This is a genomic window from Lactobacillus sp. WILCCON 0059 (assembly GCF_057197985.1).
Genome location: NZ_JBUBHN010000001.1, coordinates 1853704 through 1878965, shown reverse-complemented (window position 1 = coordinate 1878965; position 25262 = coordinate 1853704). Strand labels below are relative to the sequence as shown.

Annotated in this window: 24 protein-coding genes and 7 tRNA genes; 23 read left to right on the top strand and 8 right to left on the bottom strand. The window is 49.4% G+C overall.

The window, feature by feature from the left end; all coding sequences use genetic code 11:
- Positions 1 to 24: 24 nt before the first annotated feature.
- Positions 25 to 555 carry a GNAT family N-acetyltransferase gene (locus ACYVUT_RS08840; RefSeq protein WP_484501888.1) on the bottom strand — a complete coding sequence of 177 codons (531 nt, stop codon included), beginning with the start codon at positions 553 to 555 and terminating at the stop codon, positions 25 to 27.
- Between the two features lie 145 nt (positions 556 to 700).
- Positions 701 to 786 (bottom strand) — tRNA-Leu (locus ACYVUT_RS08835).
- A 151-nt stretch (positions 787 to 937) separates the two neighbouring features.
- On the opposite strand from ACYVUT_RS08835, the gene ACYVUT_RS08830 reads away from it, so the two are divergent.
- Positions 938 to 1009: transfer RNA gene (locus ACYVUT_RS08830), tRNA-Glu, on the top strand.
- A gap of 3 nt (positions 1010 to 1012) precedes the next feature.
- Positions 1013 to 1085, top strand: a tRNA-Val gene (locus tag ACYVUT_RS08825).
- A 104-nt stretch (positions 1086 to 1189) separates the two neighbouring features.
- Here ACYVUT_RS08825 and thrC read toward each other — a convergent pair.
- The gene (gene thrC, locus ACYVUT_RS08820; protein ID WP_484501887.1) at positions 1190 to 2668 is read right to left on the bottom strand and encodes a threonine synthase; all 1479 of its coding nucleotides are present in this window, start codon (positions 2666 to 2668) and stop codon (positions 1190 to 1192) included.
- Between the two features lie 167 nt (positions 2669 to 2835).
- Here thrC and thrB point away from each other — a divergent pair, with 167 nt between their 5' ends.
- From thrB to ACYVUT_RS08785, 7 genes are all read left to right on the top strand, one after another.
- A complete protein-coding gene (gene thrB, locus ACYVUT_RS08815) occupies positions 2836 to 3699 on the top strand; it encodes a homoserine kinase (protein WP_484501886.1) in 864 nt (287 codons plus the stop codon).
- A 141-nt stretch (positions 3700 to 3840) separates the two neighbouring features.
- Positions 3841 to 3913: transfer RNA gene (locus ACYVUT_RS08810), tRNA-Lys, on the top strand.
- 32 nt (positions 3914 to 3945) lie between these two features.
- Positions 3946 to 4018, top strand: a tRNA-Lys gene (locus ACYVUT_RS08805).
- 34 nt (positions 4019 to 4052) lie between these two features.
- Positions 4053 to 4125: transfer RNA gene (locus ACYVUT_RS08800), tRNA-Lys, on the top strand.
- Between the two features lie 32 nt (positions 4126 to 4157).
- Positions 4158 to 4230, top strand: a tRNA-Lys gene (locus tag ACYVUT_RS08795).
- A gap of 257 nt (positions 4231 to 4487) precedes the next feature.
- A complete protein-coding gene (gene apf / locus ACYVUT_RS08790; RefSeq protein WP_484501885.1) occupies positions 4488 to 5336 on the top strand; it encodes an aggregation-promoting factor in 849 nt (282 codons plus the stop codon).
- A gap of 168 nt (positions 5337 to 5504) precedes the next feature.
- Entirely contained in the window at positions 5505 to 6398 is an 894-nt protein-coding gene (locus tag ACYVUT_RS08785; RefSeq protein WP_484501884.1) for an SEC10/PgrA surface exclusion domain-containing protein, read from the top strand.
- A gap of 97 nt (positions 6399 to 6495) precedes the next feature.
- On the opposite strand, the gene ACYVUT_RS08780 is transcribed toward ACYVUT_RS08785, so the two are convergent.
- Positions 6496 to 7965 carry a UDP-glucose--hexose-1-phosphate uridylyltransferase gene (locus ACYVUT_RS08780; RefSeq protein ID WP_484501883.1) on the bottom strand — a complete coding sequence of 490 codons (1470 nt, stop codon included), beginning with the start codon at positions 7963 to 7965 and terminating at the stop codon, positions 6496 to 6498.
- 24 nt (positions 7966 to 7989) lie between these two features.
- A complete protein-coding gene (locus ACYVUT_RS08775; protein ID WP_484501882.1) occupies positions 7990 to 9156 on the bottom strand; it encodes a galactokinase in 1167 nt (388 codons plus the stop codon).
- Between the two features lie 94 nt (positions 9157 to 9250).
- On the opposite strand from ACYVUT_RS08775, the gene ACYVUT_RS08770 reads away from it, so the two are divergent.
- A complete protein-coding gene (locus ACYVUT_RS08770; RefSeq protein WP_484501881.1) occupies positions 9251 to 10270 on the top strand; it encodes an aldose epimerase family protein in 1020 nt (339 codons plus the stop codon).
- Positions 10271 to 10524: 254 nt separating this feature from the next.
- Positions 10525 to 11892 carry an aspartate ammonia-lyase gene (locus tag ACYVUT_RS08765; RefSeq protein ID WP_484501880.1) on the top strand — a complete coding sequence of 456 codons (1368 nt, stop codon included), beginning with the start codon at positions 10525 to 10527 and terminating at the stop codon, positions 11890 to 11892.
- Between the two features lie 95 nt (positions 11893 to 11987).
- Here ACYVUT_RS08765 and ACYVUT_RS08760 read toward each other — a convergent pair whose 3' ends face one another.
- The gene (locus tag ACYVUT_RS08760; protein ID WP_484501879.1) at positions 11988 to 12752 is read right to left on the bottom strand and encodes a DUF1129 family protein; all 765 of its coding nucleotides are present in this window, start codon (positions 12750 to 12752) and stop codon (positions 11988 to 11990) included.
- A 339-nt stretch (positions 12753 to 13091) separates the two neighbouring features.
- Here ACYVUT_RS08760 and ACYVUT_RS08755 point away from each other — a divergent pair, with 339 nt between their 5' ends.
- From ACYVUT_RS08755 to ACYVUT_RS08705, 11 genes are all read left to right on the top strand, one after another.
- A complete protein-coding gene (locus ACYVUT_RS08755; protein WP_484501878.1) occupies positions 13092 to 13580 on the top strand; it encodes a PTS sugar transporter subunit IIA in 489 nt (162 codons plus the stop codon).
- A 30-nt stretch (positions 13581 to 13610) separates the two neighbouring features.
- Complete coding sequence (locus ACYVUT_RS08750) at positions 13611 to 13925, top strand: PTS sugar transporter subunit IIB (protein WP_439774873.1); 315 nt, start codon at positions 13611 to 13613, stop codon at positions 13923 to 13925.
- A gap of 51 nt (positions 13926 to 13976) precedes the next feature.
- Positions 13977 to 15398: a PTS transporter subunit IIC gene (locus tag ACYVUT_RS08745; RefSeq protein WP_484501877.1), complete on the top strand. Its 1422-nt coding sequence runs from the start codon at positions 13977 to 13979 to the stop codon at positions 15396 to 15398.
- A 30-nt stretch (positions 15399 to 15428) separates the two neighbouring features.
- Positions 15429 to 15686, top strand: coding sequence for a hypothetical protein (locus tag ACYVUT_RS08740; RefSeq protein ID WP_484500658.1), 258 nt, complete (start codon positions 15429 to 15431; stop codon positions 15684 to 15686).
- A 48-nt stretch (positions 15687 to 15734) separates the two neighbouring features.
- Positions 15735 to 16727: a tagatose 1,6-diphosphate aldolase gene (locus ACYVUT_RS08735; protein WP_484501876.1), complete on the top strand. Its 993-nt coding sequence runs from the start codon at positions 15735 to 15737 to the stop codon at positions 16725 to 16727.
- 230 nt (positions 16728 to 16957) lie between these two features.
- Entirely contained in the window at positions 16958 to 17890 is a 933-nt protein-coding gene (locus tag ACYVUT_RS08730; protein ID WP_484500656.1) for a hexose kinase, read from the top strand.
- 12 nt (positions 17891 to 17902) lie between these two features.
- The gene (locus ACYVUT_RS08725) at positions 17903 to 18775 is read left to right on the top strand and encodes an aldose 1-epimerase family protein (RefSeq protein WP_484501875.1); all 873 of its coding nucleotides are present in this window, start codon (positions 17903 to 17905) and stop codon (positions 18773 to 18775) included.
- Between the two features lie 245 nt (positions 18776 to 19020).
- The gene (locus ACYVUT_RS08720; protein ID WP_484500654.1) at positions 19021 to 19788 is read left to right on the top strand and encodes a DeoR/GlpR family DNA-binding transcription regulator; all 768 of its coding nucleotides are present in this window, start codon (positions 19021 to 19023) and stop codon (positions 19786 to 19788) included.
- 18 nt (positions 19789 to 19806) lie between these two features.
- Positions 19807 to 20235 carry a galactose-6-phosphate isomerase subunit LacA gene (gene lacA / locus ACYVUT_RS08715; protein ID WP_003615881.1) on the top strand — a complete coding sequence of 143 codons (429 nt, stop codon included), beginning with the start codon at positions 19807 to 19809 and terminating at the stop codon, positions 20233 to 20235.
- A gap of 19 nt (positions 20236 to 20254) precedes the next feature.
- A complete protein-coding gene (gene lacB / locus ACYVUT_RS08710; protein WP_439774880.1) occupies positions 20255 to 20830 on the top strand; it encodes a galactose-6-phosphate isomerase subunit LacB in 576 nt (191 codons plus the stop codon).
- Positions 20823 to 21497, top strand: a complete 675-nt coding sequence (locus ACYVUT_RS08705; protein ID WP_439774881.1) for a DUF4867 family protein — start codon at positions 20823 to 20825, stop codon at positions 21495 to 21497. The genes lacB and ACYVUT_RS08705 overlap by 8 nt, the downstream gene beginning before the upstream one ends.
- Before the next feature lie 89 nt (positions 21498 to 21586).
- On the opposite strand, the gene ACYVUT_RS08700 is transcribed toward ACYVUT_RS08705, so the two are convergent.
- Together ACYVUT_RS08700 and pepV are read right to left on the bottom strand one after the other, a co-directional pair.
- Positions 21587 to 22984 (bottom strand): amino acid permease, encoded by a 1398-nt coding sequence (locus tag ACYVUT_RS08700; RefSeq protein ID WP_484501874.1) that lies wholly within the window; start codon positions 22982 to 22984, stop codon positions 21587 to 21589.
- A 234-nt stretch (positions 22985 to 23218) separates the two neighbouring features.
- Entirely contained in the window at positions 23219 to 24631 is a 1413-nt protein-coding gene (gene pepV / locus ACYVUT_RS08695) for a dipeptidase PepV (protein WP_484501873.1), read from the bottom strand.
- Positions 24632 to 24743: 112 nt separating this feature from the next.
- Between pepV and ACYVUT_RS08690 the strand changes: the two genes are divergently transcribed.
- Positions 24744 to 25199, top strand: a complete 456-nt coding sequence (locus ACYVUT_RS08690) for a hypothetical protein (RefSeq protein ID WP_484501872.1) — start codon at positions 24744 to 24746, stop codon at positions 25197 to 25199.
- Positions 25200 to 25262 lie beyond the last annotated feature (63 nt).

The following is a 25262-nucleotide window of genomic DNA, read 5'->3' as shown; positions in this document are numbered from 1 at the left end:
AGCTGAGCTTGTGGATTTTTCTTGTTATAAGGCTAATTCAAGCAGGTCAACCTTGGTGTCGCCGATGTCGTCGTAGTGGACCGTTTCCTGGCTGACGAAGCGGTAGCCGTTCTTTTCATAGAGGCGGCGGGCAGGGACGTTACCGGCCATGCTGTCTAAGCGGATCGCCTTGCAGCCAAGTTCTTTGGCATGGTCCTTGATAAAGGTCAAAAGAATGCCAGACAGGCCTTGCCGGCGGAAAGCAGGGTGAACGCCATAAAGGTGGAGAACGGCGATTTCGTTATCTTCAGCTGGGGTAGGCCAGGCAAATTTGCTGTAAAGGGGGTCGCTTCCAACAGTTAAGATGCCGGCGGAAGCAATCTTGCCGTCTTTGAGTCCGATTATGGCCCGCTTTTGGTCGATGGCTTCTTTGATGTCCTGTTCAGCCGGGTAGATTCCCCAGTGCCAGTCGGCTCCGTACTGGTCCTCTTTTTGGTGGTCGCAGATATCCTGGTAGAACTGGCAGAGGGCGTCTAAATCGGCGCTGGTGGCCAAGCGGCAGTTTAATTCAGTCATATGTTTTTCTCCTTTAAAAGTGTACTTCTTACAACTTATTTTACTTAGAGCTTTGCTTTTCAATTAGCACTCTAAGAATATTTTAGCAAAAAAGCTCTCGGAGAAACAAAAAAAGGAACTGGACAAACCAGTTCCTTTCGCTTAGTGCGGACGAGAAGACTTGAACTTCCACGACCAAAAGCGGTCACAAGATCCTTAGTCTTGCGCGTCTGCCAATTCCGCCACGCCCGCAAGCACATCTACTAGTATAGCAAAGGCAGGGAAAAGTGCAAGAGCTTTTTGCAAATAAAAATAATAAGTTTTTTGTGTTAGCCCCTTGCTTTTTCTCCTGGATCGGGTATACTAGTAATCGTGCCTTGCGAAAAGGCCAAGCAAAATAAATGGCCCGTTGGTCAAGTGGTTAAGACACCGCCCTTTCACGGCGGTAACATGGGTTCAAATCCCGTACGGGTCATATGGAGGATTAGCTCAGCTGGGAGAGCATCTGCCTTACAAGCAGAGGGTCACAGGTTCGAGCCCTGTATCCTCCATTTTTTATTTTCTTTTTATTTCTTATTTCCAATTACATGGCAAAAGCAGCTCAAGGAGTAAATCCTGAGCTGCTTTTCGTTTATCTATTCTCTTTTTGGAAAAATCAGTCCAAATCCAGCTGCCGCTTGACTTCGTCTGCCATATCATCAGCCGGGATGACGATTTCCCGGGAGCTGTGGCCCAAGAAGGCTTCCATGGCCTTTGGAGCAGGGCCGGTCAAATCAGTCAGTTCCTTAAGAGCTGGCAGGCCTTTTTCCTTAACGCTTTGCCCGCTGATCGCGTGGTATACAGTTTCCGGGAACTTGTATGGGCTGGCGGTAGAGAGGACGACAGTAGGCTTGTCGTCTTCTGCCTTAAAGCGCTTGGCAGCTAAAGAAGCGACAGCCGTGTGCGGGTCGATGACATAGCCGCTTTCTGCGTAAACCCGCTTGATTTCGCCTTCGATTTCTTCTGGAGTCGCGTAGTCAGCCCAAAAGCCTGACAGCTTTGCCCGCATGTCTTCCGGCAATTGGTATTCGCCCTTAGTGTTTAGCTGCTCCATCAAGTCCTTGACCGTGTCTGGGTCTTGGCAGAGGTCAAAGAGCAGGCGCTCCAGGTTGCTGGAAACCAGAATGTCCATGGACGGAGAGTTGGTCACGTAGAAGTCCCGCTTTTTGTCATACTTGCCCGTCTTGAAAAAGTCGGTCAAGACATTATTCTTGTTGGAAGCGCAGATGAGGCGGCCAACTGGCAGGCCCAGTTTTTTAGCATAATAGCCGGCCAGAATGTCGCCAAAGTTCCCAGTTGGCACGGAGAAGTTGACAGGATCGTCGAACTTAATAGCTTCTTGGTCCAGCAGCTGCTTGTAGGCGGCAAAGTAGTAGACGACTTGGGGCAAAAGGCGGCCGACATTCATAGAGTTGGCGCTGGAGAAGGTCAAGTCATGGTCTGCCAGCAAATCGTTCATGTCCTGATCGTTAAAAATCTGCTTGACCCTGGTCTGCGCCTGGTCAAAGTTGCCCTCAACCGCAACAGCCACAGTATTGTCGCTGTTTTCGCTCAGCATCTGCTTAAGCTGGATTGGAGCCACCCCTTGGTAAGGGTAAAAGACGATAACCCGGGTCTTGGCTAAGGCTTGGAAGCCCCGCATGGCGGCAGTCCCGGTATCCCCGGAAGTAGCGGTCAAAATAACGATTCCCCGCTGGTCGTCTGCGTTCTCCAAGGCCGTCTTCATCAAGCGGGGCAGGCACTGCAAGGCTACGTCCTTAAAGGCCAGAGTCGGCCCATGGAAGAGCTCCAGGTAGTAATTGCCGGCTTTCTGATCAGTCAGCGGGGCGATTCTCTCGTCATCCCATTGCTGGCCATAGGCGCCTTTAACGATCTCTGCCAGCTGCTCTTCACTATAGTCGGTCAAGAACAAAGCCAGGATCTGTTTAGCCATTTCCTGGTAAGGCAGGGCAAAAATTTCCTTCAATTCAGCGGCTGAGAATGGAGCCGGGAATTCTTTGGGCACGAAAAGGCCGCCGTCTGGGGCCAGACCTTGAATGATTGCCTGGGCGGCGGTAACTTCCTGCCCTTGGCTGCGAGTACTGCGGTAAATCATAAATCCTCCCTAAAAGTCAGATGCGCGATCTGTAAACTAGTAACGATGGTTGCAAAAGATTTTTTCTTTTATGGCTAATTATAGCGGGGAAATCATTTTTCTAAAAGAGAAAACATGATAGAATGATTAAAAAAGCCAGCAATTGCCAATTATTGAGGTGAAGAAGCGTGAAAATCAAAGTTCCAGCATCCAGCGCCAACCTGGGCCCGGGTTTCGACTCCATCGGGGTGGCCATCTCCTTGTACCTGACCATTGAAGTCCTGGGCGAAAGCGACCACTGGCAGGTCGACCATAATTTAGGGGACCTGCCGAGCGGGAAAGACAACATGATCGTCCAAGCGGCTTTAAGCGTCAAGCCAGATTTAACTCCCCAGCACTTGCGGGTTGAATCAGATATCCCCCTGGCTCATGGCCTGGGCTCCAGTTCCAGCGCTATTGTTGGCGGGATCGAGCTGGCTGACCAGCTGGGCCAGCTCCACTTGGCCCCGCATGAAAAAATCGAAATCGCGGCTCAACTGGAAGGACACCCGGACAACGTGGCTCCGACCATCCTGGGCAGCCTGGTTGTCGGCTGCAAGGTCAACGGCCACTTTACGGCTGTTAAGGCCCCGGTGCCGCCATTTGCCATGATCGCCTATATCCCGGCCTACAACTTGAAGACCAGCGACGCCCGGGCGGTTTTGCCCAAGGAACTTTCCTTTAAAGACGCGGTCCAGGCCAGTGCCGTGGCTAATACGGCGGTAGCAGCGCTTTTTGCCCAGGACTATGAAAAGGCCGGGGAGTTAATGGAGGCTGACCTCTTCCATGAGCGCTACAGAAGCCAGCTGGTACCGGAACTTGAAATCATCCGCAATGTCGGCCATGAGCACGGGGCGGTAGCGACTTACCTGTCTGGAGCCGGTCCGACCATCATGAGCCTGGTTGACCCCCAGCATATCGGCGACTTTGTCGACGCGGTCAGAGAGGCGGGCTTAAAGGATGAAATCCGCCGGCTGGAAGTTGCCCCCCGGGGTGCTTTTTGGCAAAAATAAGGAAGAAAGACACGTTTTTTAGTAGGGCTGGACAGAAAAAGAAAGTTTTTGAGCAAAAATCTTGCCAAAAGGCTTGCATTCCTGTCGCATTTCTGTATAATAAATAAATGTCGGTTGACGAAAGTCAGCCGCAGCCCACTTGGGTCGTTAGCTCAGCTGGCAGAGCACCGGACTCTTAATCCGGGTGTCCAGGGTTCGATCCCCTGACGACCCATCGCGCTTTGGCGCTAATTAAATAACCCATTTGGGTCGTTAGCTCAGCTGGCAGAGCACCGGACTCTTAATCCGGGTGTCCAGGGTTCGATCCCCTGACGACCCATTCGCGCTTCGGCGCCAATTAAATAAACCCATTTGGGTCGTTAGCTCAGCTGGCAGAGCACCGGACTCTTAATCCGGGTGTCCAGGGTTCGATCCCCTGACGACCCATCGCGCTTCGGCGCTAATTGAATAACCCACTTGGGTCGTTAGCTCAGCTGGCAGAGCACCGGACTCTTAATCCGGGTGTCCAGGGTTCGATCCCCTGACGACCCATACCAAGACATCACGCGTTTGCGTGGTGTCTTTTTTGCTTTTAGCGATATTTTTAGCGGGAAAATATTACAAATGTTACAAAAAGGCTTTTTCCTGTAATCTCTTCTTAACTGGACCGTTACTTTTTTGCTATGGTTTTGAAATTTGGCCCTGTTAACATATAAACTGTCAAATGACACAAGAGCAGCAAGAAGGAATTTGCCAAAGGAGAAGTAACTTGGCAGACGAGAGCTTGCGACAAACAAAGGAGAATTTTTTTGAACATCAAATCTAACGTACTTAAATCAGTATTTGCTGCAGGCTTGGCTTTGACTGGCGTGGCAGCGATCAGCTTAGGCACGAACGGTCAAGCAGACGCGGCAACCATCGGTGACAGCGTAACGGTTGACTACATTGATGGGCAATCAATTGCAACTTGGTCAAACTACCACACTGCTACGGTTACCGGTTCTGTCAAGGACGGCAGCTCATGGCAGGTAGTTAAGACCGCCCGCGATGCTTCAGGTGAAAAGTGGTACAAGATCGGCAACCGCCAATGGATCTTGGCCAAGTACACCACTGAAGCATCAACTGCTTCAAGCAGCACTTACAACGCGAATACCAGCAGCACTAACACTGCAAACACTGCTAACAACACTACCAGTTCAACTACTGGCAACAGTTACCAGGCCAAGAGCACTAACAGCTCAACGGCTACTGGCTACACTACGAGCTACAGCTCATCAGCTAATAACTACGGCTACGGCTCAAGCTACAACTACAGCTACAGCGCAAACACTGGCTCAGCCAACACTTCCAGCTACAGCGCAAGCACGACCAGTTCAAGCACTTCTGCTTCAACTTCAACTGCTTCCGCAAGCACTTCCAGCTCAACTTCTTCATCATCTGAAGAAGCAGCTAAGGCTTGGATCGCAAACAAGGAAAGTGGCGGTTCATACACTGCCTCAAACGGTAACTACTACGGCAAGTACCAATTGAGCTTGAGCTACTTGAACGGTGACACTTCTGCCGCCAACCAGGAAAAGGTTGCCAACAGCTACGTTCTGAGCCGCTACGGTTCATGGACTGCAGCCAAGGCCTTCTGGCAGGCTAACGGCTGGTACTAATAACGACTAGACACGTCTATGCGAAAATGGTTCCTTTCGGGGAACCATTTTTCTTTGTTTCATTGCTTGTTTGCTGGTCATTTGCTTTTTTAAAGAGAAAAAAGCTGCCAAACAAGTTATAATAGAAGAAATAGGATAGAATTTGAATTGAGAAATAGAGGTTTAACGATGAAGAAATTTTTTGCAAGTACTGTAGCAGCCTTGGCAATGGGAGCAGTTTTTACCATTAGTCAAGTCAAGCCGGCCCAAGCCAGCAGCCGGCAGGCAGTTTTTACCCTGCCTAAGGGCTACACCAAGGCCAACTTGAAGAAGGCCTACAAGTACTCTACTTTGTCTTCGAGCCAGCAGAAGAAGTGGCTGAAAAACAAGAAGAACGCGGCTTGGCTGAAGAAGTGGCGGAAGATCAACGTCAAGGGGATGCAGGTTAATACTTTTGACCAAAGTGCTTTGCCAGAGAGCAGCAAGGACGACAAGACCATCGTCAAATTGACCAATGGCCACTTGACGACCAGCCAGTCCAAGACTCTGGCCGTCTACTCCTTGCGCTTGATCAACCAGGCCCGGGTAAAAATGGGCCTGAAGAAGTGGAAGTACAGCAAGGGAACCCAGAAGCTGGCCCTTGAAATTTCCAAGGAATACGTGGCAAACAAGAAGACGATCGCCACCGGCCACTATGTCCCGGGGATTGTCCGGGCCACCAAGCGGGTTGGTTTGAAATTGCCGGGCAACTACAACTATGTAGAAGATATGGCGGGCTTTAAGGATGGCCAGAAGCTTACCATGACGGCCATGAAGAAGGACATCTACTTCGGTTTGAAGACAATGATGTTCGGCTACCGCTACGCCAACCAGAGCAAGGTTACCCAGCTCAGCCAATACACTGAGTGGGAGCACGCCGGGGACTTGATGAACACCCAGGGCGGCAAGTACGACGGCGACTGGGACTACTACGGCTTCAACGTGTCCTACACCAACGGCACTTACTCCATGCACTACATCGGGGTGCCGTCCCACCTCAAGTGGGCCTATGGCGGCGCCTACTGGGGCAGCTTTAAGGCGTAAGCTGGAGAAAAATAAACAAAATACAGCAAAAGAAAGGCATGATTCCATTTGTTTGGGAACCATGCCTTTTTACTTTGTTTCTGTTTTCTGTCTCTTATTATTTGTTTTCAGCTGCAATCATGGCTAAGAACTTTTGCCAGCCAGCTTCACCCTTTTCGTCGTCTTTGTAGACCCCGGCATCGGCCAGAACTTGGTCAAAAACGTCCAGCAATTCCTGCTGCAGGATCTGGTCAACGTTTTGTTCATTGATATCAGTGTGCTTTTCCTGCAATTTTTTGGCCCATGGCAGGTGAATCTCAGCGATTTGGTTATCCTGGCCAAGCAGGTATTTCTTGACCTCGCTCAGTTCACCCTTCAATCGTCCAGGCAGGATGGCCCGGCCCATGACTTCGATCAGGCCGATGTTTTCTTTCTTGATGTGCCACTTGTCCTGGTGAGGGTGGAAAATGCCCAGTGGGTAGTCACTGCTGGTGTTGTTGTCGCGCAAGACGAGTTCTAAGACGTATTCATCCCCGTCCTTGTGGGCAATTGGGGTAACCGTATGATGACGAACGGCATCTTTTTCTGCCACAATCCCCAAGTCAGGATCACTGTACTTTTGCCAAGATTTGATGATCTTAGTCCCCAGTTCAATCAAGCCTTCAGTGTCCTGGCTGATCAAGCGGATGTCGCTCATCGGCCAGTCAACGATACCACCTTTTACCTGGGGGTAGCTGGCAAAAGTGAGCTCCTGCTTGATTGCGGCATTCATCATTGGGAAGCGGTGGCCGCCGCCCTGGTAGTGCTCGTGGGACAGAAGGGAGCCGCCGACGATTGGCAGGTCGGCGTTTGACCCAACCATGTAGTGGGGGAAGGTCTTGACGATTTCCAGCAGATTGATCAAGGTTTGCTGCTTGATGACCATTGGCTCATGGATCTGGTCCAAAAAGATGCAGTGTTCATTGAAGTAGGCGTAAGGGGAGTACTGCATCCCCCATTTCTCCCCGCCAATATTCATGCGGATGATCCGCAAATTGCTTCTGGCATTCTTACCGTAGTCGCCTAAGTAGCCCTCGTTTTCCAGGCAGAGGTCGCATTTCGGGTAGTCAGTATCTTTCTTTTTGGCCGCGGCGGCAATGGCCTTGGGATCCTTTTCCGGCTTGGAGAGGTTGATGGTGATTTCCAAGGGGTGGCCGTAAGAGCTATTGCCGGAGAAAACAATATTCTTGGCAATTGCGGTCTTTTTAACATAGTTGTTATGGGTGCAGAGGTCATAGAACCAGTCGGTAGCTGCCTTTGGGCTTTGGTCGTACTTGTTCCAGAAAAGTCTATTGGTCTCACTCGGGGCAGGAGTCAAAAAATCTGCCAGCTGGTCGGCCAAAATCTCCCGGCTGGTCACGTCGTTTGGAATCTTGCCCCTTTTAACGGCCAGGTCAACCAGCTGCAGCAGGCTGCTTTCGCCGGAAGCCTCTTCTTCGACGTCCCCATCACCAACCAAAGCTTGCAGGCGGTTGAAGAGGTAGACCCGGTCCATTTCTTGATAATCAGTATTAGCGATAATTTTTCGCACAAAGTTTTCAATCAGCATTTCGGCTTCTCGTCTCCTTATTTTTTACAGTTTATGAGTCCCATCAACGATCTTGGCTTCGTAAAAGCTAGCAGCGTAGCCGATGGTGTCTTGGTAGATCTTGCCAACGTTTTCCTTGAATTCTTCTGCCTTATCTTCTTTGACGATGGCGATAGCACTGCCGCCAAAGCCACCGCCGATCATTCTGGCGCAAAGGCAGCCATCTTGCTTCCAGGCACTTTCCACCAAGGTGTCCAGTTCCTTGCCAGTAACTTCGTAGTCAAAGTGCAGGGAAACATGGGAGGCGTTGATCAAGCGGCCCAACCGGTTCAGATCCTTGTCTTGCATGGCTTTAGTGGCCTTGATGGTTCTTTGGTTTTCAAAAACGGCATGGCGGGCTCGCTTAAGCAGGGTCTCATCATTGATCAAGTAGGAGTATTCGTCAAAAGTTTTCTCATCAATATCGCCTAAGTGGTCAATGTTGAGCTTTTCCTGCAGCCTTCTGGTAGCTTCCTGGCATTCACGGACGCGGTCGTTATAGGCTGAGTCGGCCAGGGTATGCTTTTTATTGGTGGACATGATGATGATTTCGCAATCGCCCAAATCCAGCGGCAGGTAGTCGTATTTCAGAGTGGCACAGTCAAGGAAAATGGCATGGTCTTTCTTGGACATGTTGATGGCGAATTGGTCCATGATCCCGGAAGAGAGGCCGATAAATTCGTTTTCGGTCTTCTGGCCGAGCTGAGCGAGTTTGACCGGATCAATCTCCAGCCCGTATTCTTCAGTCAGCACGTGACCGATCAGCATTTCGATTGAGGCTGAAGATGACAGGCCGGCACCATATGGCAGGTTGCCCCAAACATAGAGGTTGAAGCCATGGTCAATTTCGCAGCTTTCCTCTTGAACGTAGGCGGCCATCCCTTTGAAATAGTTGATCCACTTGTGGTCGGGATCTTCTTCCAACTTGCGATCGCCAATTTCAAAAACAATCAGGTCATCATTCATGTTGCCTGAGCAGATGGCAATTTTCTTGTCGTCTCTAGGTCCGTAGGCGGCATAGGTCCCCAAGCTGATAGCGCAAGGGAATACGTGGCCACCATTGTAGTCGGTGTGTTCACCGATAATGTTGATCCGGCCAGGTGAGAAAAAGAGGTCGGCTGCTTCTTGATTAAAGGTCTGCGTAAAATTATTTTTTAAAAAGTCTGTGTTCATTTTTGTGTCCTTTTGTTATAATTTGTTTGTCAATAACATTCTAACCGCTTTCACGAAAATAAACAATGTTTTAGGAGAAAAAAGGCAAGTCAAGATGAAATTAACATTCAAGAAATACGGACGGCTTCAAGGAAGAGATCTTTGTGAGTTTGTCTTGGAAAACGATCATGGCATGTCCGTCAAGGTCATTAACTATGGAGCGACTTTGGAAGACGTGGTTGTTCCGGTAGATGGTGCAAAGCGTCATGTTATTCTGTCTTTAAAACAGGCAGAGGACTACAGCAAGGAGCGCAATTTCTTGGGCGGTACGGTTGGCCGGATTGCCGGCCGGGTCTGGCACGGCCAGTGGAAAAACGGTGACCATATCCTCCAGCTGCCAATCAATGATGGCGAAAATCATATTCATGGCGGATTTGGGACTGACCAGCAAGTTTGGTCCTTCAGACCGGAGCAGGGGGAAAATTTTGTCTCCGTTCACTTCAGCCTGCTTGATCCAGATGGTCACAATGGCTTTCCAGGCAATTTGCAGTTAGAGGCAACTTACACTCTGAATAATTCCGGTGAACTGCTTTACAATTTGACGGCTTACTCTGACAAGCTGACGATTTTTAATCCGACCAACCATACCTACTTTTGCTTGGACGGTCTGGGGACAAAGATCGACCAGACCAAGCTCTTCCTTGCTGCGGACTACTATCTGCCAGTGAAGGAAGATGGCCTGCCGGTTGGCGGAATGGAACCGGTTGAAGGTACAGCCTTTGATTTTACCAAGAGCAAGGCCATGGGGGAAGCTTTGAACAGCGGGGATAAACAGATTGCCTCGCGTAAGGGGCTCGATCACCCATTTATTTTGAATGGGCAAAAAACTGCCGCTGAAATTACGGCCAGTGATGGCAAAGTGTCAATGAAGATGAGCACGAACGCGCCAGCAATCGTAATTTATACGGCAAACAGCTTTGGCAAGGGTGAAAAGCTGGTCAAGGATCTGCCACAATATGGCGGCTTGACCTTGGAGGCACAAAACGCGCCCGTGCCTGGCAATGACCTGCGAGAGATTACCCTTGAGCCAGGCAAGACCTGGCAGCGGCAGGTGAGTTGGAAATTTGAATATTAAAAAGCGAAGAGGCTAGGCAACCAGCCTCTTTTATTGTGCCCTTATACTTTTTTCCAATGACTGGTCTAAACTCTTTCGCCTTGGATGATAAATTTTTCCCTCAGACAAAGTTAATAATCTAATTTTTGTAAGCCTTTTCTAAAAAGATGGCAAAGAAAACGGGAAAGGGCCTTAACATTGGTCTAATTTTAAACTATAGTATTGGCCATAGAAAGAAATCAAAAAACAGAGCTAAAAAACGAGGCAAAAAACAGATGAAAGCAGCAAGCAGATTAGAAGCAGATTCAATTGGCAGTCTTGAAGTTCCTACAGCCGCCTACTATGGCGTTCAAGCCGAACGGGCCGGTCGAAACTTCCAAATCACTGGTTTGCGGATGAACCCGGTTTTCCTCAGCAACCTGGCCTTGATCAAAAAGGCGGCTGCAAGCGTCAACCAGGAAATTGGTCTACTTACCAAAGAACAAGCGACAGCAATCAAGACTGCCTGTGACGAAGTAATCGCTGGCAAGTTTGCAGCTGATTTCATCGTCGACCCAATCCAAGGCGGAGCCGGGACCAGCGCGAACATGAACATGAACGAAGTCATTGCCAACCGGGCCAACGAACTCTTAGGCGGCAAGCGGGGGACTTACGACCTGGTTCACCCGAACGACCAGGTCAACATGGCCCAGTCCACCAACGACACGATTCCAACTGCCGGCAAGATGACCACCATCTTGCTTAGTGAGAAGCTGGTGGAAAGCCTGGACAAACTGGAAGCTGCTTTGCGAATCAAGGCGGATGAATTCTCTGACGTGATCAAGATGGGCCGGACCCAGCTGCAAGACGCCGTGCCAATGACCTTGGGCGATAGTTTTGCCGGCTACGTTTCAATGGTCAGCCGTTTAAAGAAGCGCTTGGAAAAAGCCACCATGGAAATGCACGAGATCAACCTGGGGGCAACAGCGATCGGGACTGGGATTAATGCTTCTCAATACTATGAAGACCACATCGCTGGTGAATTGAGCAAGCTCTTTGGCTTTGAACTCAAGCAGGCAGATGACCTCTTTGATGCTACGGAAAACCTGGACTCCTTTGTGGAAGTTTCCGGTGCTCTTAAAGCTTGCGCCATCAGCCTGTCCAAGATGTCCAACGACCTCCGTCTCTTGTCCTCTGGTCCGCGCTGCGGTTTTGCCGAAATCAACCTGCCAGCCAAGCAAAACGGGTCGTCTATCATGCCAGGCAAAGTCAACCCGGTTATCCCGGAAGTTGTCAGCCAGGCAGCCTTCCTGGTCTGCGGGCACGACACCACCATCACCATGGCGGCTGAAGCGGGGCAGCTGGAATTGAACGCCTTTGAACCAGTCGTCTTCTACCAGCTTTTTGAATCTTTTACTGCTTTGACTGGAGCAATCGACACTTTGGTAGAAAACTGTATTACGGGCATCACTGCCAACAAGGGCCGCTGCAAGCAGCTCAAGGAAGGCAGCGTCGGCATCGCCACCGTTCTTTGTCCATACCTGGGCTACCAGCTTTCCGCCAAAATCGCCAAGCGGGCCCTTAAGGAAAAGCGCAGCGTCCGTGAACTTGTTCTGGAAGGCCATCTTATGAGCGCCGAAAAGCTGGACGGATTGCTGGGGTAAAAATAAACTTGTTAAAGAAACAATCTATTTATTTAAGAAAGGCACTGAGCGTTTGCTCAGTGCCTTTTCTTGTTCTAAAAATATTTGAGAACTAATTACTGCTTAGCTTGCTTTCTTCTCTCTTCAAAAAAGATATGGTTGATCTTAAAGTGCCGCATTAAGAGGACCAAGCCGGCGATTGCGCTAGCGGCGACAATGAAACATAAAGGAGCTGGCAGGGCAGGGTTGACAGTTCTTAAAACTGGCAAGCGCAGGAGCCAGATAATCGCGCCGGCCATGACCAGACTCATGATTGACCAGAGCTGCAGGTGACTGTGCTTGATTCCCGCTTTGACCAGGTCTTTATAGCGGACAACGACCCAGCCCATAAAGAGGGTGAGGACTAAAATTGTCAGCCAGCCGATCTGTCTATTTGGATCAAGCTTTCCTTTTGCGATTGACTCATAGACGCCGGCCAGGATGCTGAACATGGCCAGAAAGGCCAGGCAGACGACAAAGAAGTATGGCCACTTGCTCTCTGCCTCGTTCTCTTCTTTCGGCTGCAGCAGTTGCCGGGCCAGGTCTGTTGGAGCCAGGTCAAAGAGTCGGCGGGCAGTTTGCCCTTCTTCCTGGGCGATGACGATTTTGGCCAAAAGGGGAGCAGTTAAATCTTCTGCCTCTGTTTGACCAAGTTTTCCTTCGGTTATAAGTGCCTGCTTGAGACTGGTTAGGTACTTTTGATTCTTCTTGGTCAGCTTTTCCGTTAACTGTTTAGCTGGCAGTCTCTTCAACTGTTCATATTTGTTCGTTTTTTCTGCCCGTTTACGTAAGCTGTCCTGCCGGGAATTAGCAGAAAGTAGATTTTTCGTACGTGCGTTCATGGTTGCTTTTCCTCCATTCTTGTGTTTGTTGCCAATAATTAATATAGCGCTTTCTCACGATTATGCCAAAAAAATCGCTGTTTTTTGTTGCTTTTTGTTCTGTTCTTTACATTTTCAGCTTGAAATAGCTGAAAATATGTCCATATATATCTGTCCAAAGCGCTATTCTGCCGTGCTTTTAACAGGCATAACAAAAAACACAAAAAAACACAAAAAAACACAAAAAGCGCTTGCACAATTGAAAATGGTCAACTATAATAATCAATGTAATCAAACAAAAGCAAACAAAAAGTGTTCAGAATAGTTCATTGATTGTCTGTGATTGAAAGGAGTGCTGTGATGTTGACAGCGACGAAAACTGACTTGTTTGCTGATGACGCGGTGTTCATCAGTGAGCAGCTTGACAAGGAAGCCGTGATTCGCGAAGTTTACCAAAAGTTGCTCGATCGAGGCTATGTAAAAGGAGACTTCATTGCGCATATCTTGGAGCGTGAAAAGCAATACCCAACCGGGATTGACACTTCGCCGATTTCCAAGGAACTGCCAAATGTTGCCATCCCACACACGGAAGGCGAGTTCGTGAATACGCGGATGATCGTGCCGATCGAACTGGTTCACCCAGTTAAGTTTCACAACATGATCGAACCGGACAAGGAAATGGATGTTAAGTTTCTGTTCATGATCTTGAACAACGATCCAGAAGGACAGGCAAACATCTTGGCACAAATCATGGATTTCTTGAATTCGACGCCAGTTGATCAATTGAAGAAGCTCTTCAATTCCAAATCCACAGACGAAATCTATGAATTTATGATCGGACATTTTTAGGAAACAAGGTTTTATAGGAGGCTTTTAACAATGGCTAGACAAATCAAGCTTTTGGCAGCATGTGGTGCCGGGGTTAACTCATCCCACCAAATTAAGGATGCAGTTGAAGCGGAAATGAAGAAGCGCGGGCACAATGTTAAGTGTGACGCGGTCATGATCAAGGATGTCAACGAAGACTTGCTGAAGGACTACGACGCTTACTTGACGATTGCTAAGACCGACCTGGCCTTCACTCCAAAGATCCCAGTCGTCGAAGCTGGTCCAATCCTTTACCGGATTCCAGCCATGGCTCAGCCGGTCTATGATGAAGTAGAAAAGATCTGCAAGAAGATCGAAGCGGAATAAAAAGGCAAAGAGTAAAAGAGTAAAAGATTTTTGTCGGGAGGACAAAAAGAAATGAATGCGATTATTTCCTTTGCGAACGCGGTTTTTAAACCGTTGATCGACATGGGCGCGCCAACCATCATGCTGGTGGTTTTGACGGTGATTGCCCTGTGTTTCAGAGTTAAATTCAGCAAGGCGCTTGAAGGTGGTATGAAGCTGGCCATCGCCTTGACAGCCATCAGCAACGTCATGTCAATGCTGACGACGGCCTTCCAAGTGCCAATGAAGCAATTCGTTGAACACACCGGGATCCACATGGATATCCTGGACATGGGCTGGGCACCTCTGGCTACCATCACCTGGGGTTCACCTTACACCCTGTACTACCTGCTGGTTTTGATCATCTTGAACGTGGTCATGCTGCTCTGGAACAAGACCAACACGCTTGACGTCGACATCTTCGACGTTTGGCACTCAGCCTTTGTCGGCCTCTTCTGTATGTACTGCGGGGCACCGCTTTGGCTGTCAACCATCCTGGTTCTCTTCATTGGGACTTTGAAGATCATCAACTCTGACTTGATGAAGCCAACCTTCAACGACCTGCTGGATGCTCCAGACTCCAACCCAATGACCACGACCCACATGAACTACATGATGAACCCAATCATCATGGTCTTCGACAAGCTCTTTGACAAGGTCTTCCCATGGCTGGACAAGTTCGACTTTGACTCAGCCAAGCTGAATGAAAAGATTGGCTTCTGGGGCAGCCGCTTTGCCATCGGTGTTTACCTTGGGGTCTTCGTTTCCCTGTTGGCTGGCACCAACTTCACTACTGAAGCCGGCTGGAAGAACATGTTTACTCTGTCCTTCACTGCTGGTACCTGCATTGAATTATTCTCAGTCATTGGTTCTTGGTTCATTGCATCCGTTGAACCACTTTCCCAAGGTATCTCTACTTTCGCTACCAAGAAGTTCGAAGGCCGGACCTTCAACATTGGTTTGGACTGGCCATTCATCGCCGGTCGCTCAGAAATCTGGGCTGCATGTAACGTTTTGGCCCCTATCATGATGCTTGAAGCCATGGTTCTGCCGGGCAACAGACTGATGCCTTTAGGCGGTATCATCGGGATGGGGATCGCACCTGCCTTGCTGGTTGTCACCCGCGGCAAGATCATCCGCATGATCATCATCGGTGCCTTGGAACTGCCTATCTTCTTGTGGGCTGGTACTTTGGTCGCTCCATTCGTCACCAACGTCGCTCACCAAGTTGGTGCTTCAATTCCTGCCCACACTTTGGTTTCCGACACGACTATGGAAGGGCCAGTTGAAAAGTTCCTGGGCTACCTGGTTGGTAACGCCTGGAGCAAGCAAGGGATGTTCATCGTCTACGCGCTTTTGGCTCTGGCTGCCTACCTGCTGCTCTTTATGTGGTACGCAAAGCAAATGAAGAAGCGCAATGCTGAATACGCTGCTGCTAAGGCAAAGAAGAATTAGTAAATAATTACTTGCTTGGAGGTTTTTGTTATGAAAAAGTCTGACTCACCAGTATCGGCTGCTGAAAAAGCACGCCGTGACCGGGTCTTTATGTGGACTGTATTTGTGATTATCATCAATGCCGTCAGCCTTTTGACCAAGCTGTGGGTCTTTCAAGCGGCGGCCATGATCGGTACTACCTATGCTCTTTACAAAATCGTTGTCTGGGACAACAAGAAGAACCGCTACAGCCGGAAATACTACAACTGGGCTGGACATGCTTTAGACAAAAAAGATTCAAGCAAGTAGTCCGTGTAATAAATGGAATAGTAAAAAGAAAAATAGAGGTAAAACTTAATGATTAAAATTACTGCGGATGTTGCACAGCACTTGGAAAACCTGTCAACTGCTGACGGCGTCATTTCTGCTTTGGCCATCGACCAAAGAGGGTCTTTGAAGAGAATGCTGGCTGAGGCTGCCAACAAGCCAGCCGATGAAGAAACCATCGTTGAATACAAGAAGGCAGTTTCTGAAGAACTGACCAAGTATGCCTCTGGTATTTTGACTGACCCTGAATATGGTCTGCCGGCAACCAAGGTCCGGGACAAGAATTGCGGTCTGCTGCTTTCATACGAAAAGACTGGCTACGACACCAGTGAACCAGGCAGAATGTGCGACTTGATCGAAAACCAATCTGGCCTGCGGATCAAGGAAGAAGGCGCTGACGCCATCAAGTTCCTGCTCTACTACGACCCAGACGAAGGCGAAGCTATCAACGACAAGAAGCATGCCTTTGTCGAACGTGTTGGTGCTGAAGCCAAGGCTGTTGGCTTGCCATTCTTCCTGGAACTGTTGACTTATGACGCTAACATTGCCGACAACCAAAGTCCGGAATTTGCCAAGGTCAAGGCCCACAAGGTAATCGAAGCTGAAAAGGAATTCTCCAAGCCGCGCTATGGCGTAACTGTCTTAAAGGTGGAAATTCCTTTCAACATCAAGTATGTCGAAGGCTTCAACGGTGACAACGAAGTCGTTTACAGCCAGGAAGAAGCCAAGAAATTGTTCAAGGAACAATCTGACGCTACTGACCTCCCATACATCTTCCTGTCTGCCGGCGTAACTTCAGAAGAATTCATCGCTGAAATCAAGCTGGCCGAAGAAGCCGGTGCCCAGTTCAACGGCGTTCTCTGCGGCCGGGCAACTTGGAAGCCATCCATCAAGATCTTCGCGGCTGAAGGCGAAGAAGCCGGCCGCAAGTGGATGCGGACCCAAGGCAAGGAAAATATCGAAAACTTGAACAAGGCTCTGACTGGTGCCAAGTCATGGCGTGACAAGCTGGAAGTTGAATAAGGCGACTCTCCCAAACTTACTTATTACAACTCCTCAATTACTCCCATATAGATTAGAACGTTGCGTTATTAATCCATGGAAAACTCTCTTCCTCTAACCATTGAGTAAATAGACACTTAACAAATTCACTTTCATCACATTAATCCGCGAATTCTCTAATAAATTCGCGGGTTTTCTTTTAAACTCCTTCATTGAAAAAATAAGCACACAACAGAAAGGAAAAGAAAAAAATGATCCTAACCATCACCATGAATCCGTCAATCGACATCTCTTACCCCCTAGACCACCTGCAGATCGATGACGTCAACCGAGTCAGCCAGGTCAGCAAGGTAGCCGGCGGGAAGGGGCTCAACGTCTCCAAGGTGATCAATCTGTTAAACCATGAAGTCCTGGCCACGGGGATTACCGGTGGCTACTTCGGCCAATATATCGAAGACCAGCTCAAGAAATTGGAATTGCCTTACAAGTTCTGGCACATCAACCAAGAGACCCGGAGCTGCATCGCTATTTTGCACGACGGAGGCAAGCAGACCGAAATTTTGGAAGCCGGCCCGACCTTAACGGAAGCTGACGGGGACCAGTTCCTGGACCACTTTAAGCAGCTTTTAAAGGATAGCAGCTTGGTAACCATCTCTGGTTCCTTGCCAGCGGGCCTTCCAGCTGACTACTATGCCAAGCTGATTGATCTGGCCCACCAAGCCGGCAAGAAGGTCCTCTTGGACAGCTCAGGCAAGAGCTTGGAAGCAGGCCTCTCTGCCAGCCCAGACTTGATCAAGCCAAACGAAACTGAGCTCCAGCAGCTCTTAGGGCAAAAAATCGATCTGGATGACCTGGACGCTCTTAAGGCGGCCTTGAGCCAGCCAGAATTGGCCAATATTGAATGGGTAGTCGTTTCCCTTGGCGCCCGAGGTGCCTTTGCCAAGCACGGCCAGGACTTCTATGAAGCTAGAATTCCGAAGATCAAGGTGGTCAGCCCAGTTGGGTCTGGCGACTCAACTTTGGCCGGGATGGCGGTTGCTATCGACCGGGGTGAAAAGGCAGAGGATGTCCTGCGCTGGGGGATGACGACGGGGATGCTGAATACCATGCAGGCCAAGACCGGCTGGATCGATCCAAGCCAATTTGACAAATACTACAAGCAAGTTACGGTCACTAAATATTAGGGGGCAAGCAAAATGGCTAAAGAATACGCGATCGCTAATGAGCAACTGAAAGTAAAGATTTCTTCTTTAGGCGCCGAACTGCAGAGCGTTAAGAGCAAGCAAGACGGCTATGAATACGTCTGGCAGGCAGATAGCCGCTATTGGGGTCGGCACGCCCCGCTGCTGTTTCCTTTTATTGGCCGGTCAAATGATAATTCCTACCTGCTGGATGGCCAAAAATACGCGATGAAGCAGCATGGCTTTTTGCGCGACTATGAATTTAAGCTTGTCAGCCTGGAGAGTGACCAGATCGTCCTGCTCTTTGAATCAAGTCCTGAAACAAAGCAGGTCTATCCTTACGACTTTGCCTTCAAGGTCAAGTACCAGCTGCGGGGGAAGGAATTGCTAATCCGCTACCGGATCGACAACTTCAATGACAAGAAGATGTACTATTCTCTGGGCTTTCACCCGGCCTTCAACCTGGAAGGGGACTTGGCCGACTACCGCCTGGAATTTGCTCCAAAGCAAACCGAACTGACCTCTTTGCTGATTGATCCTGCTCCTTTTAGAAGTGGCAAGGAAGAAAAAGTTGCCCTTAAAGATGGCAACCTGCCTTTGAGCTGGCCGATGCTGGACAAGGGCTTGAAGATCTACAAGGCAGACGCTGTCAGCCGCGTTAAGCTGGCCAGCGGCCACCAGCACGCTGTTTCTTTGGATATCAGCGACTTCCCTTACCTGGCCGTCTGGAGTCCGGAAGAGAAGCAGGCGCCTTTTGTCTGCGTTGAGCCTTTCCGCGGCCTGCCAGACCGCTATGGCCAGCCGGTTGAACTGAGCGAAAAGGATGGGGAGCAATGGCTCTTCCCAGAGATGTACAACCAGATCACGACCACACTGACTTTCGATTGACCAGTTTGAATATTTTGATGGTAGAACTGACAACTTTTTGTGCGAAATTATCAAAAAGTGTCAGTTTTTTTGTCTTGCTTGGTCTACAATTAAACAAGATAGTTTTGCCTATTAGCGTAAAACTCAAAAGAAGTGCGCGAAAAGTGCAAAAAATTTTGTTTAAAAGTATTGAAAAAGGTGTTCACCGATGTTATATTATGTTTGTAAGCGAACACAAATTAACAAAGGTGATCAAGAGGTGGAGAATGTTAAAGAGAGAACGTCTTGATCAAATAATGATCGCGGTTACCAAGCAAGGTTATGTTTCAGTTGCTGATCTGGCAAAGGCATTGAATGTCTCGGAAATGACCATTCGGCGGGACCTGGATGAATTGTCCAAGTCCGGCAAGGTCATCCGCCTGCACGGCGGGGTCCAGGCTATCTCATCCCAGACCCAGATCGAGCAGAATTTCCAGGAGAAAAGAGAAATCCACATCCAGGAGAAGCAGGAAATTGCCAAAGTGGCGGCAAGTCTGGTTAATGACAATGAAACCATCTATGTCGGCCCGGGAACCACGTTGGAATTTATGGTCGCTCGCTTAAATCAGGAAAATCTGCGAATCGTGACCAATTCGCTGCCGATTTTTGAAATGGCACGCAGCAATCCGCGCAACTACATGCTGGTTTTGGTCGGCGGCTCCTACCGCCGGGTCAGCGGCAGCTTCTATGGCGCGCTTTCCAATAATGAGCTGGATTCGATGAATTACGACAAGGCCTTTGTTGGTGTCAATGGGATTAGTGATGCTGCCCTTTTGACGGCGGATATTGAAGAAGGACAAACGCAGAGCATTGGCCTTAATAATTCGCAAAAGCGGATTCTGGTGGCCGACATGTATAAGTTCAATCACCGGGACTTTTACCAGTTCTACAGCCTGTACGATATCGACGAATTGGTTACCAATGAACAGATTTCTCCTGACGTGTTGGAATATTATCGGCAATTTACATCGATACGAACGCGCATCGAGGAATAAACGAAAGGAAGCATAACAATGAAAGTTGTTATCGGCAGCGACAAAGACGGATTTAACTTGAAGGAATCAGTCAAGGACTACCTTCAAAAGCATGATTATGAAGTCCTGGATGTTACTCCAGAACCAGCGGAAGACTTTGTGGAATCAAGCCTGAAGGTGACCCACGAAGTTTTGGACAACGGCATCAAGAAGGCCGTAATGTTCGACCGCTACGGCGTAGGTTCAGCCATGGCCTCAAACAAGGTCAAGGGGATGGTAACCGCCGATGTTAACGAAGAACGGACCGCGCACATGACCGCGATGCACAACGGTGCCAAGGCAATTGCTTTGGGCAGCGGGGTAGTGGGGCCAGACCTGGCCAACACGATCGTGCAAAGATACTTGGATACTGAATACGCCGCAGGGCGTCACCAAGTTCGTTTGGACATGCTCGAAAAGATGATTTAGTTAACGGAGGCTTCAAAAAATGTTAGATAATGATCGTCCACAACCAGAATACGTTGATCCAAAAATTGACAAGCACACGGTTATCGCTTTAGGTAATGACCACATTGTTACTGCAACCAAGATGCTCATTTCCGACCACTTGAAGGATGAAGGCTACCAAGTCCTGGACATGGGGACTTACGACAACTCCCGGACCCACTACCCGATGTACGGCAAGCGGGTGGCAGAAGCTGTTGCTGACGGCCGGGCCGACCTGGGGATCGTTCTTTGCGGGACTGGGATCGGTATCTCAACTGCCGCTGACAAGAACGAAGGGATCCGGGCAGCCATGGTCGGTGACGTTACCCAAGCCATTTACGCCAGAGAAGAACTGAACGCCAATGTTTTGGGCTTCGGCGGCATCGTTTTGGGCCGGGACTTCATTTTTGACATTGTCGACGGCTACTTGAATGCTGAATACAAGCCAAGTGAAGAAAACAAGAAGCTGATCGATAAGATCGACCACATTGCCAAGCCAAATCCAGACCAAAAGGACAATGAACACTTCTTTGACGAAGAAAACAAGAAGTGGGCTCAAGGTGTCTACCATGACTAAACTGGAGGCCTTCCGCCAGGCCAATCCGGATTTGACCATTTTGGAAGCAAGTGATCCGGATTTTGCCCAATACGGAGTCAAGTATGACTATCCGCTGGATGAAATTGAGCAGGTGATGGCTCAAGTCGAAATGCCGGCTAAAGGGTCAAGCTACCTGCAAAAGATTCCGGCTTTGGAAAAGACGGAAACGATCCAGCGGATCGGCAGAGATGTGTTCGCGGGGATGCCGGTTGACGCCGGGGCCACGATCGGCCACACGGATGACTTTTCCGCTTTTGAATACCACCAGTGCTCAGAATTAAACATTATGCTTGATGATGTGCTGATGGTATTGGCCAAGCGGCAGACATTGGATCAAAGGGGAAAAATTGACCCGCAAAAAGACGGGCAGCTCTTCTACGTGCCAAAGGGCTCGATTGTTGAACTTTACAATACGACTCTTCATTACGCGCCGATCCAGATTACTAAAGCCGGCTACAAGGTGATCGTTGTCGTTCTGCACGGAACCAACCTGCCTTTGCCAGACGGCTTCAAGAGCGACAACCCGCGGGTAGTCAAGCAGGGCAAGTTCCAAGTAGTCCACCCGTCCCGGAAGGACAAAATCGCTCAGGGCTACCAAGTTGCCTTGACAGGTGACCTGCTCACTACCCGGCCGCTTGATCGATGAGCAGATAAATAGACAAATATACACTTGTAAAACCTAACTAAAAAGGCGTTGACAGTTTTTCTGTCAACGCCTTTTATTTTTATTTGACTTTAATTGCTTAAACTTGGATGGGCACTTCTGTGCTTTTCGCTGAGCCAGCACCAGCCACCAAAGAGGAGGGTCCAGCTGGCAGCCAGACTTGCCCCGAAGACATCAGCTGGAATAAAGAAGAGGCTGAAGAAGATGACCAGGAAGAAGGCGATGGTCAAAGGACTGGAGACCTTGTAGAAAGGCATCTTGAAGCCGTCAGCCATGAAGTCGCTGGATTCCCGGTACTTGCGGTGGGCCAGAAGGGCCAGAACATAAACCAGGATGTACATGTCACTCGTTGCCCCGGCTACCGTGCCGAAAACTTCAATAGCAGTGCTGGAGAAGCTCATGATTGGCGCGATCAGCATTAAGGCAGCTGAGATGGCGATCCCAGCTGCTGGCACGCCGCTGGCGGAAATTTTGGCAAAGTGTTTTTTCAAAAATGAACCCTTAGGGGCTTCTTCAGCCAATTGAAAGAAGTGGCGGCCGGCGGAAAAGATGCCGGAGTTAAGAGAAGATGCTGCGGCAGTCAATACGACAAAGTTAAAGATCGAGGCTACGGCATTAAAGCCGGCAATCTTGAAGACTTGGACAAAAGGACTTGTTCCGCTGGTAATTTTTCCCCAAGGGATGACGCACATGATTACGGTTAAAGTAGCAATGTAGAAAAGAAGGATCCGGAGCAAGGTTTCGTTGACGGCCTTCTTGATGACTTTCTTCGGGTTCTTGGCTTCGCCGATGGTAATCGTCACGAACTCAATCCCGGCAAAGGAGAAGAAGACCATCGGGAAAGCCGTGAAGAAGGCGTACTTGCCTTTTGGCAAAAGGGAGAAGTTGCCGGTGAAGTTGCTGAGGCTGGCCTGGCCAACCGGTGTCTTGGCATTCGCGGCAACCATGATGATCCCGGTTACGACCAGGGAGATGATGGCGATGATTTTGATCATGGCAAACCAGAATTCAGTTTCGCCAAAAAGCTTTGCCGCCGTCAGATTAAGCAGGGTCAAGAGGCCTAAAACCGCTACTTCAATCAGCCAGGCGGGCAGGCCGGGCAGCCAGTACTGGACATAGGTTGAAACGGCCGTCAATTCCGCCATGCAAGCAAAAAGGATGCCAATCCAGTAGGTCCAGCCGGCAAAGCGGCCAGCTGCCTCGCCCAGGTATCTGCTGATGAAGGAGACGAAGGTGTGGCTGTTAGCGTCAAAATAGAACATCTCTCCTAATGCCCGCAAGAGGAAAAAGAAGAAGAGGCCCATGATGGCGTAGATAAAAATAACTGAGGGGCCAGTGGCAGAAATCGTGGTCCCGGCCCCCAAGAACAGGCCGGTCCCGATCGTGCCGCCAATGGCAATCATCTGTACGTGCCGGTTGGACAAGGAGCGGATGGTTCCGTCCGTGTTTTGAATGCTGCGGTCTTCCATAAAGCAAGTCCTTTCTGCTAAACAAAAAATTAAAATCGAATAAGAATTTATGGTTTTATAATATAAGTTTCAGCATTTTTTGTAAAGGAAAAATCGCTTAAGAAAGGGCAAAAAAAGTGGGGTGTCAAAACAAAATTAGTTTGATACCCCACTAAAGTTAAGAATATTTTGTTTTAACCAGGCTAAACTAAACAAAATTAAGTCAGCCCAGGAAATTGCCTTTTCAGCTTTTTCTTACAGATTTTCGTCCTTGGTCAATTCGTAGATGGCTTCCGCGTAGATGGCGATGGACAGGATCAAGTCGTCCAGCATCATGAATTCGTTGGCCGCGTGCATAACCATTGGGCCGTTTTCCGGCTGGGCCCCAAAGGCAACCCCGCGGTCAAAGAGGCGGCCGTAAGTCCCGCCGCCGATTACGACTTCGTGGCCCTTCTTGCCGGTCTGCTTTTCGTAGACCTTGAGCAGAGTCTGCACCATTGGGTCGCTGCCTGGCACGTAGTGCGGTTCTTCAAAGCCGCTATAAGTGACGTCCAGGATGCCGCTGAACTTGTCCATGACCTGCTTGATCATGGTGTCCGGGTCAGTCCCTTGTGGGTAGCGGACATTGTTCAAGAGGCTGGCCTTGCCGGCGTGTTCGTAGTCAAACATGGACGGGCTGCTGGCCAAGTCGCCCATCAAGTCGTCGTGGTGGAAGATGCCCAGCTTCTTGCCCTGGAAGTCTTCGTGTTCAACTTCAGCCAGGAAGTGAAGGAAGTTCTTGTCCCGGCCGGCAAAAGCGTACTGGTCTAAGAAGAGGGCCAGGAAGGTAGCTGAGTTCTTGCCGACTTGCGGAGCTGAAGCGTGGGCTCCTTGGCCGATCAATACGATGTCGGCTGAACCGTCATTAATTTCAAATGACCCATCCAGCTCCTTGTCTGCCAAAAAGCTTTCGTAAGCCAGTTTGACCGCTTCCAGGTTAGGACCGGAGATAGTTGCCCGGGTAACCTGCGGAGTCACGTTAGTGGCAATCCCGGCCTTGAACTTGTCTAAGACATAGTCACCCTTGGCGTCATCATTCTTAAAGCTGAATTCCAGGGTGAAGATCCCTTGTTCACCGTTGATGATCGGGTATTCAGCGTCTGGTGAGAAGACGATGTCTGGAGTAGGTTCGTGCTTCAAGTAGTAGTCGATCCCGACCCAGTTGGTTTCTTCGTTGGTCCCTAAGACGAAGTCGATCTTCTTCTTTGGCTTAAAGCCGGCTTCCTTGAGCAAAAGCATCCCGTAGTAGGCAGCCAAGCTTGGCCCCTTGTCGTCGGCGCTGCCCCGGCCGTAGATCCGGCCTTCGTCGTCGATTTCCATCTTGAACGGGTCCCGATTCCAGCCTTCACCAGCTGGCACCACGTCCATGTGGCCGATGATGCCCAGGCGCTTAGCGCCTTCACCGAAGTTGACCCGGCCGGCGTAGTTGGCGAAGTTTTCCGTGTCAAAGCCGTCCCGCTTGGCAAAGCTGAGGAACTTGGTCATAGCCTTGACCGGGCCAGGGCCAACGGGGTATTCCGCGCTGGCCTTGTCCAGGTCTTCGGATGAGTCGATGGCGATCAATTCCGCCAAGTCCTTGAGGATGGCGTCCTTTTTGGCGGCCGCGAGTTCTTTGTAGTTTAATTCCATTATTTTCTCCTGTTTCAGCTGCTTTTATCAGATTAGTTACAAAAAGTAACCAAATGCTTAAGTAAAATTCTAACAATCTTCGCCAGCCCTGGCAAACAATTAGGCATGGACTTTGGCTGCGGAAAAACCGGGGCTGATTTTTGTTGATTTGGCTTTGGCTGCGGTAAAAACGGGGTTGATTATTGTTGATTTGGCTTTGGCTGCGATAAAACCGGGGCTGATTTTGTTTGATTTGGCTTTGGCTGCGGTAAAAACGGGGCTGATTATTGTTGATTTGGCTTTGGCTGCGGTAAAACCGGGGCTGATTATTGTTGATTTGGCTTTGGCTGCGGTAAAACCGGAGCTGATTTTGTTTGATTTGGCTTTGGCTGCGGTAAAACCGGGGCTGATTATTGTTGATTTGGCTTTGGCTGCGGAAAAAATGGGGCTGATTATTGTTGATTTGGCTTTGGCTGCGGTAAAAATGGGGCTGATTTTGTTTGATTTGGCTTTGGCTGCGGTAAAAACGGGGCTGATTTTGTTTGATTTGGCTTTGGCTGCGGAAAAAACGGGGCTGATTTATTGTTGATTTGGCCATGGCTGCGGTAAAAACGGGGCTGATTATTGTTGATTTGGCTTTGGCTGCGGAAAA

Bases quoted from the DNA above. Each gene is read 5' to 3' on its own strand.
- ACYVUT_RS08700 (WP_484501874.1), bottom strand. From the start codon at position 22,984: ATGGAAGACCGCAGCATTCAAAACACGGACGGAACCATCCGCTCCTTG.
- ACYVUT_RS08785 (WP_484501884.1), top strand. From the start codon at position 5,505: ATGAAGAAATTTTTTGCAAGTACTGTAGCAGCCTTGGCAATGGGAGCA.
- ACYVUT_RS08705 (WP_439774881.1), top strand. From the start codon at position 20,823: ATGACTAAACTGGAGGCCTTCCGCCAGGCCAATCCGGATTTGACCATT.
- ACYVUT_RS08725 (WP_484501875.1), top strand. From the start codon at position 17,903: ATGGCTAAAGAATACGCGATCGCTAATGAGCAACTGAAAGTAAAGATT.
- ACYVUT_RS08780 (WP_484501883.1), bottom strand. From the start codon at position 7,965: ATGCTGATTGAAAACTTTGTGCGAAAAATTATCGCTAATACTGATTAT.
- thrC (WP_484501887.1), bottom strand. From the start codon at position 2,668: ATGATTTACCGCAGTACTCGCAGCCAAGGGCAGGAAGTTACCGCCGCC.
- ACYVUT_RS08840 (WP_484501888.1), bottom strand. From the start codon at position 555: ATGACTGAATTAAACTGCCGCTTGGCCACCAGCGCCGATTTAGACGCC.
- ACYVUT_RS08755 (WP_484501878.1), top strand. From the start codon at position 13,092: ATGTTGACAGCGACGAAAACTGACTTGTTTGCTGATGACGCGGTGTTC.
- ACYVUT_RS08740 (WP_484500658.1), top strand. From the start codon at position 15,429: ATGAAAAAGTCTGACTCACCAGTATCGGCTGCTGAAAAAGCACGCCGT.
- ACYVUT_RS08720 (WP_484500654.1), top strand. From the start codon at position 19,021: ATGTTAAAGAGAGAACGTCTTGATCAAATAATGATCGCGGTTACCAAG.
- pepV (WP_484501873.1), bottom strand. From the start codon at position 24,631: ATGGAATTAAACTACAAAGAACTCGCGGCCGCCAAAAAGGACGCCATC.
- ACYVUT_RS08730 (WP_484500656.1), top strand. From the start codon at position 16,958: ATGATCCTAACCATCACCATGAATCCGTCAATCGACATCTCTTACCCC.
- ACYVUT_RS08765 (WP_484501880.1), top strand. From the start codon at position 10,525: ATGAAAGCAGCAAGCAGATTAGAAGCAGATTCAATTGGCAGTCTTGAA.
- ACYVUT_RS08735 (WP_484501876.1), top strand. From the start codon at position 15,735: ATGATTAAAATTACTGCGGATGTTGCACAGCACTTGGAAAACCTGTCA.
- ACYVUT_RS08745 (WP_484501877.1), top strand. From the start codon at position 13,977: ATGAATGCGATTATTTCCTTTGCGAACGCGGTTTTTAAACCGTTGATC.
- lacB (WP_439774880.1), top strand. From the start codon at position 20,255: ATGTTAGATAATGATCGTCCACAACCAGAATACGTTGATCCAAAAATT.
- ACYVUT_RS08775 (WP_484501882.1), bottom strand. From the start codon at position 9,156: ATGAACACAGACTTTTTAAAAAATAATTTTACGCAGACCTTTAATCAA.
- ACYVUT_RS08750 (WP_439774873.1), top strand. From the start codon at position 13,611: ATGGCTAGACAAATCAAGCTTTTGGCAGCATGTGGTGCCGGGGTTAAC.
- lacA (WP_003615881.1), top strand. From the start codon at position 19,807: ATGAAAGTTGTTATCGGCAGCGACAAAGACGGATTTAACTTGAAGGAA.
- ACYVUT_RS08770 (WP_484501881.1), top strand. From the start codon at position 9,251: ATGAAATTAACATTCAAGAAATACGGACGGCTTCAAGGAAGAGATCTT.
- ACYVUT_RS08760 (WP_484501879.1), bottom strand. From the start codon at position 12,752: ATGAACGCACGTACGAAAAATCTACTTTCTGCTAATTCCCGGCAGGAC.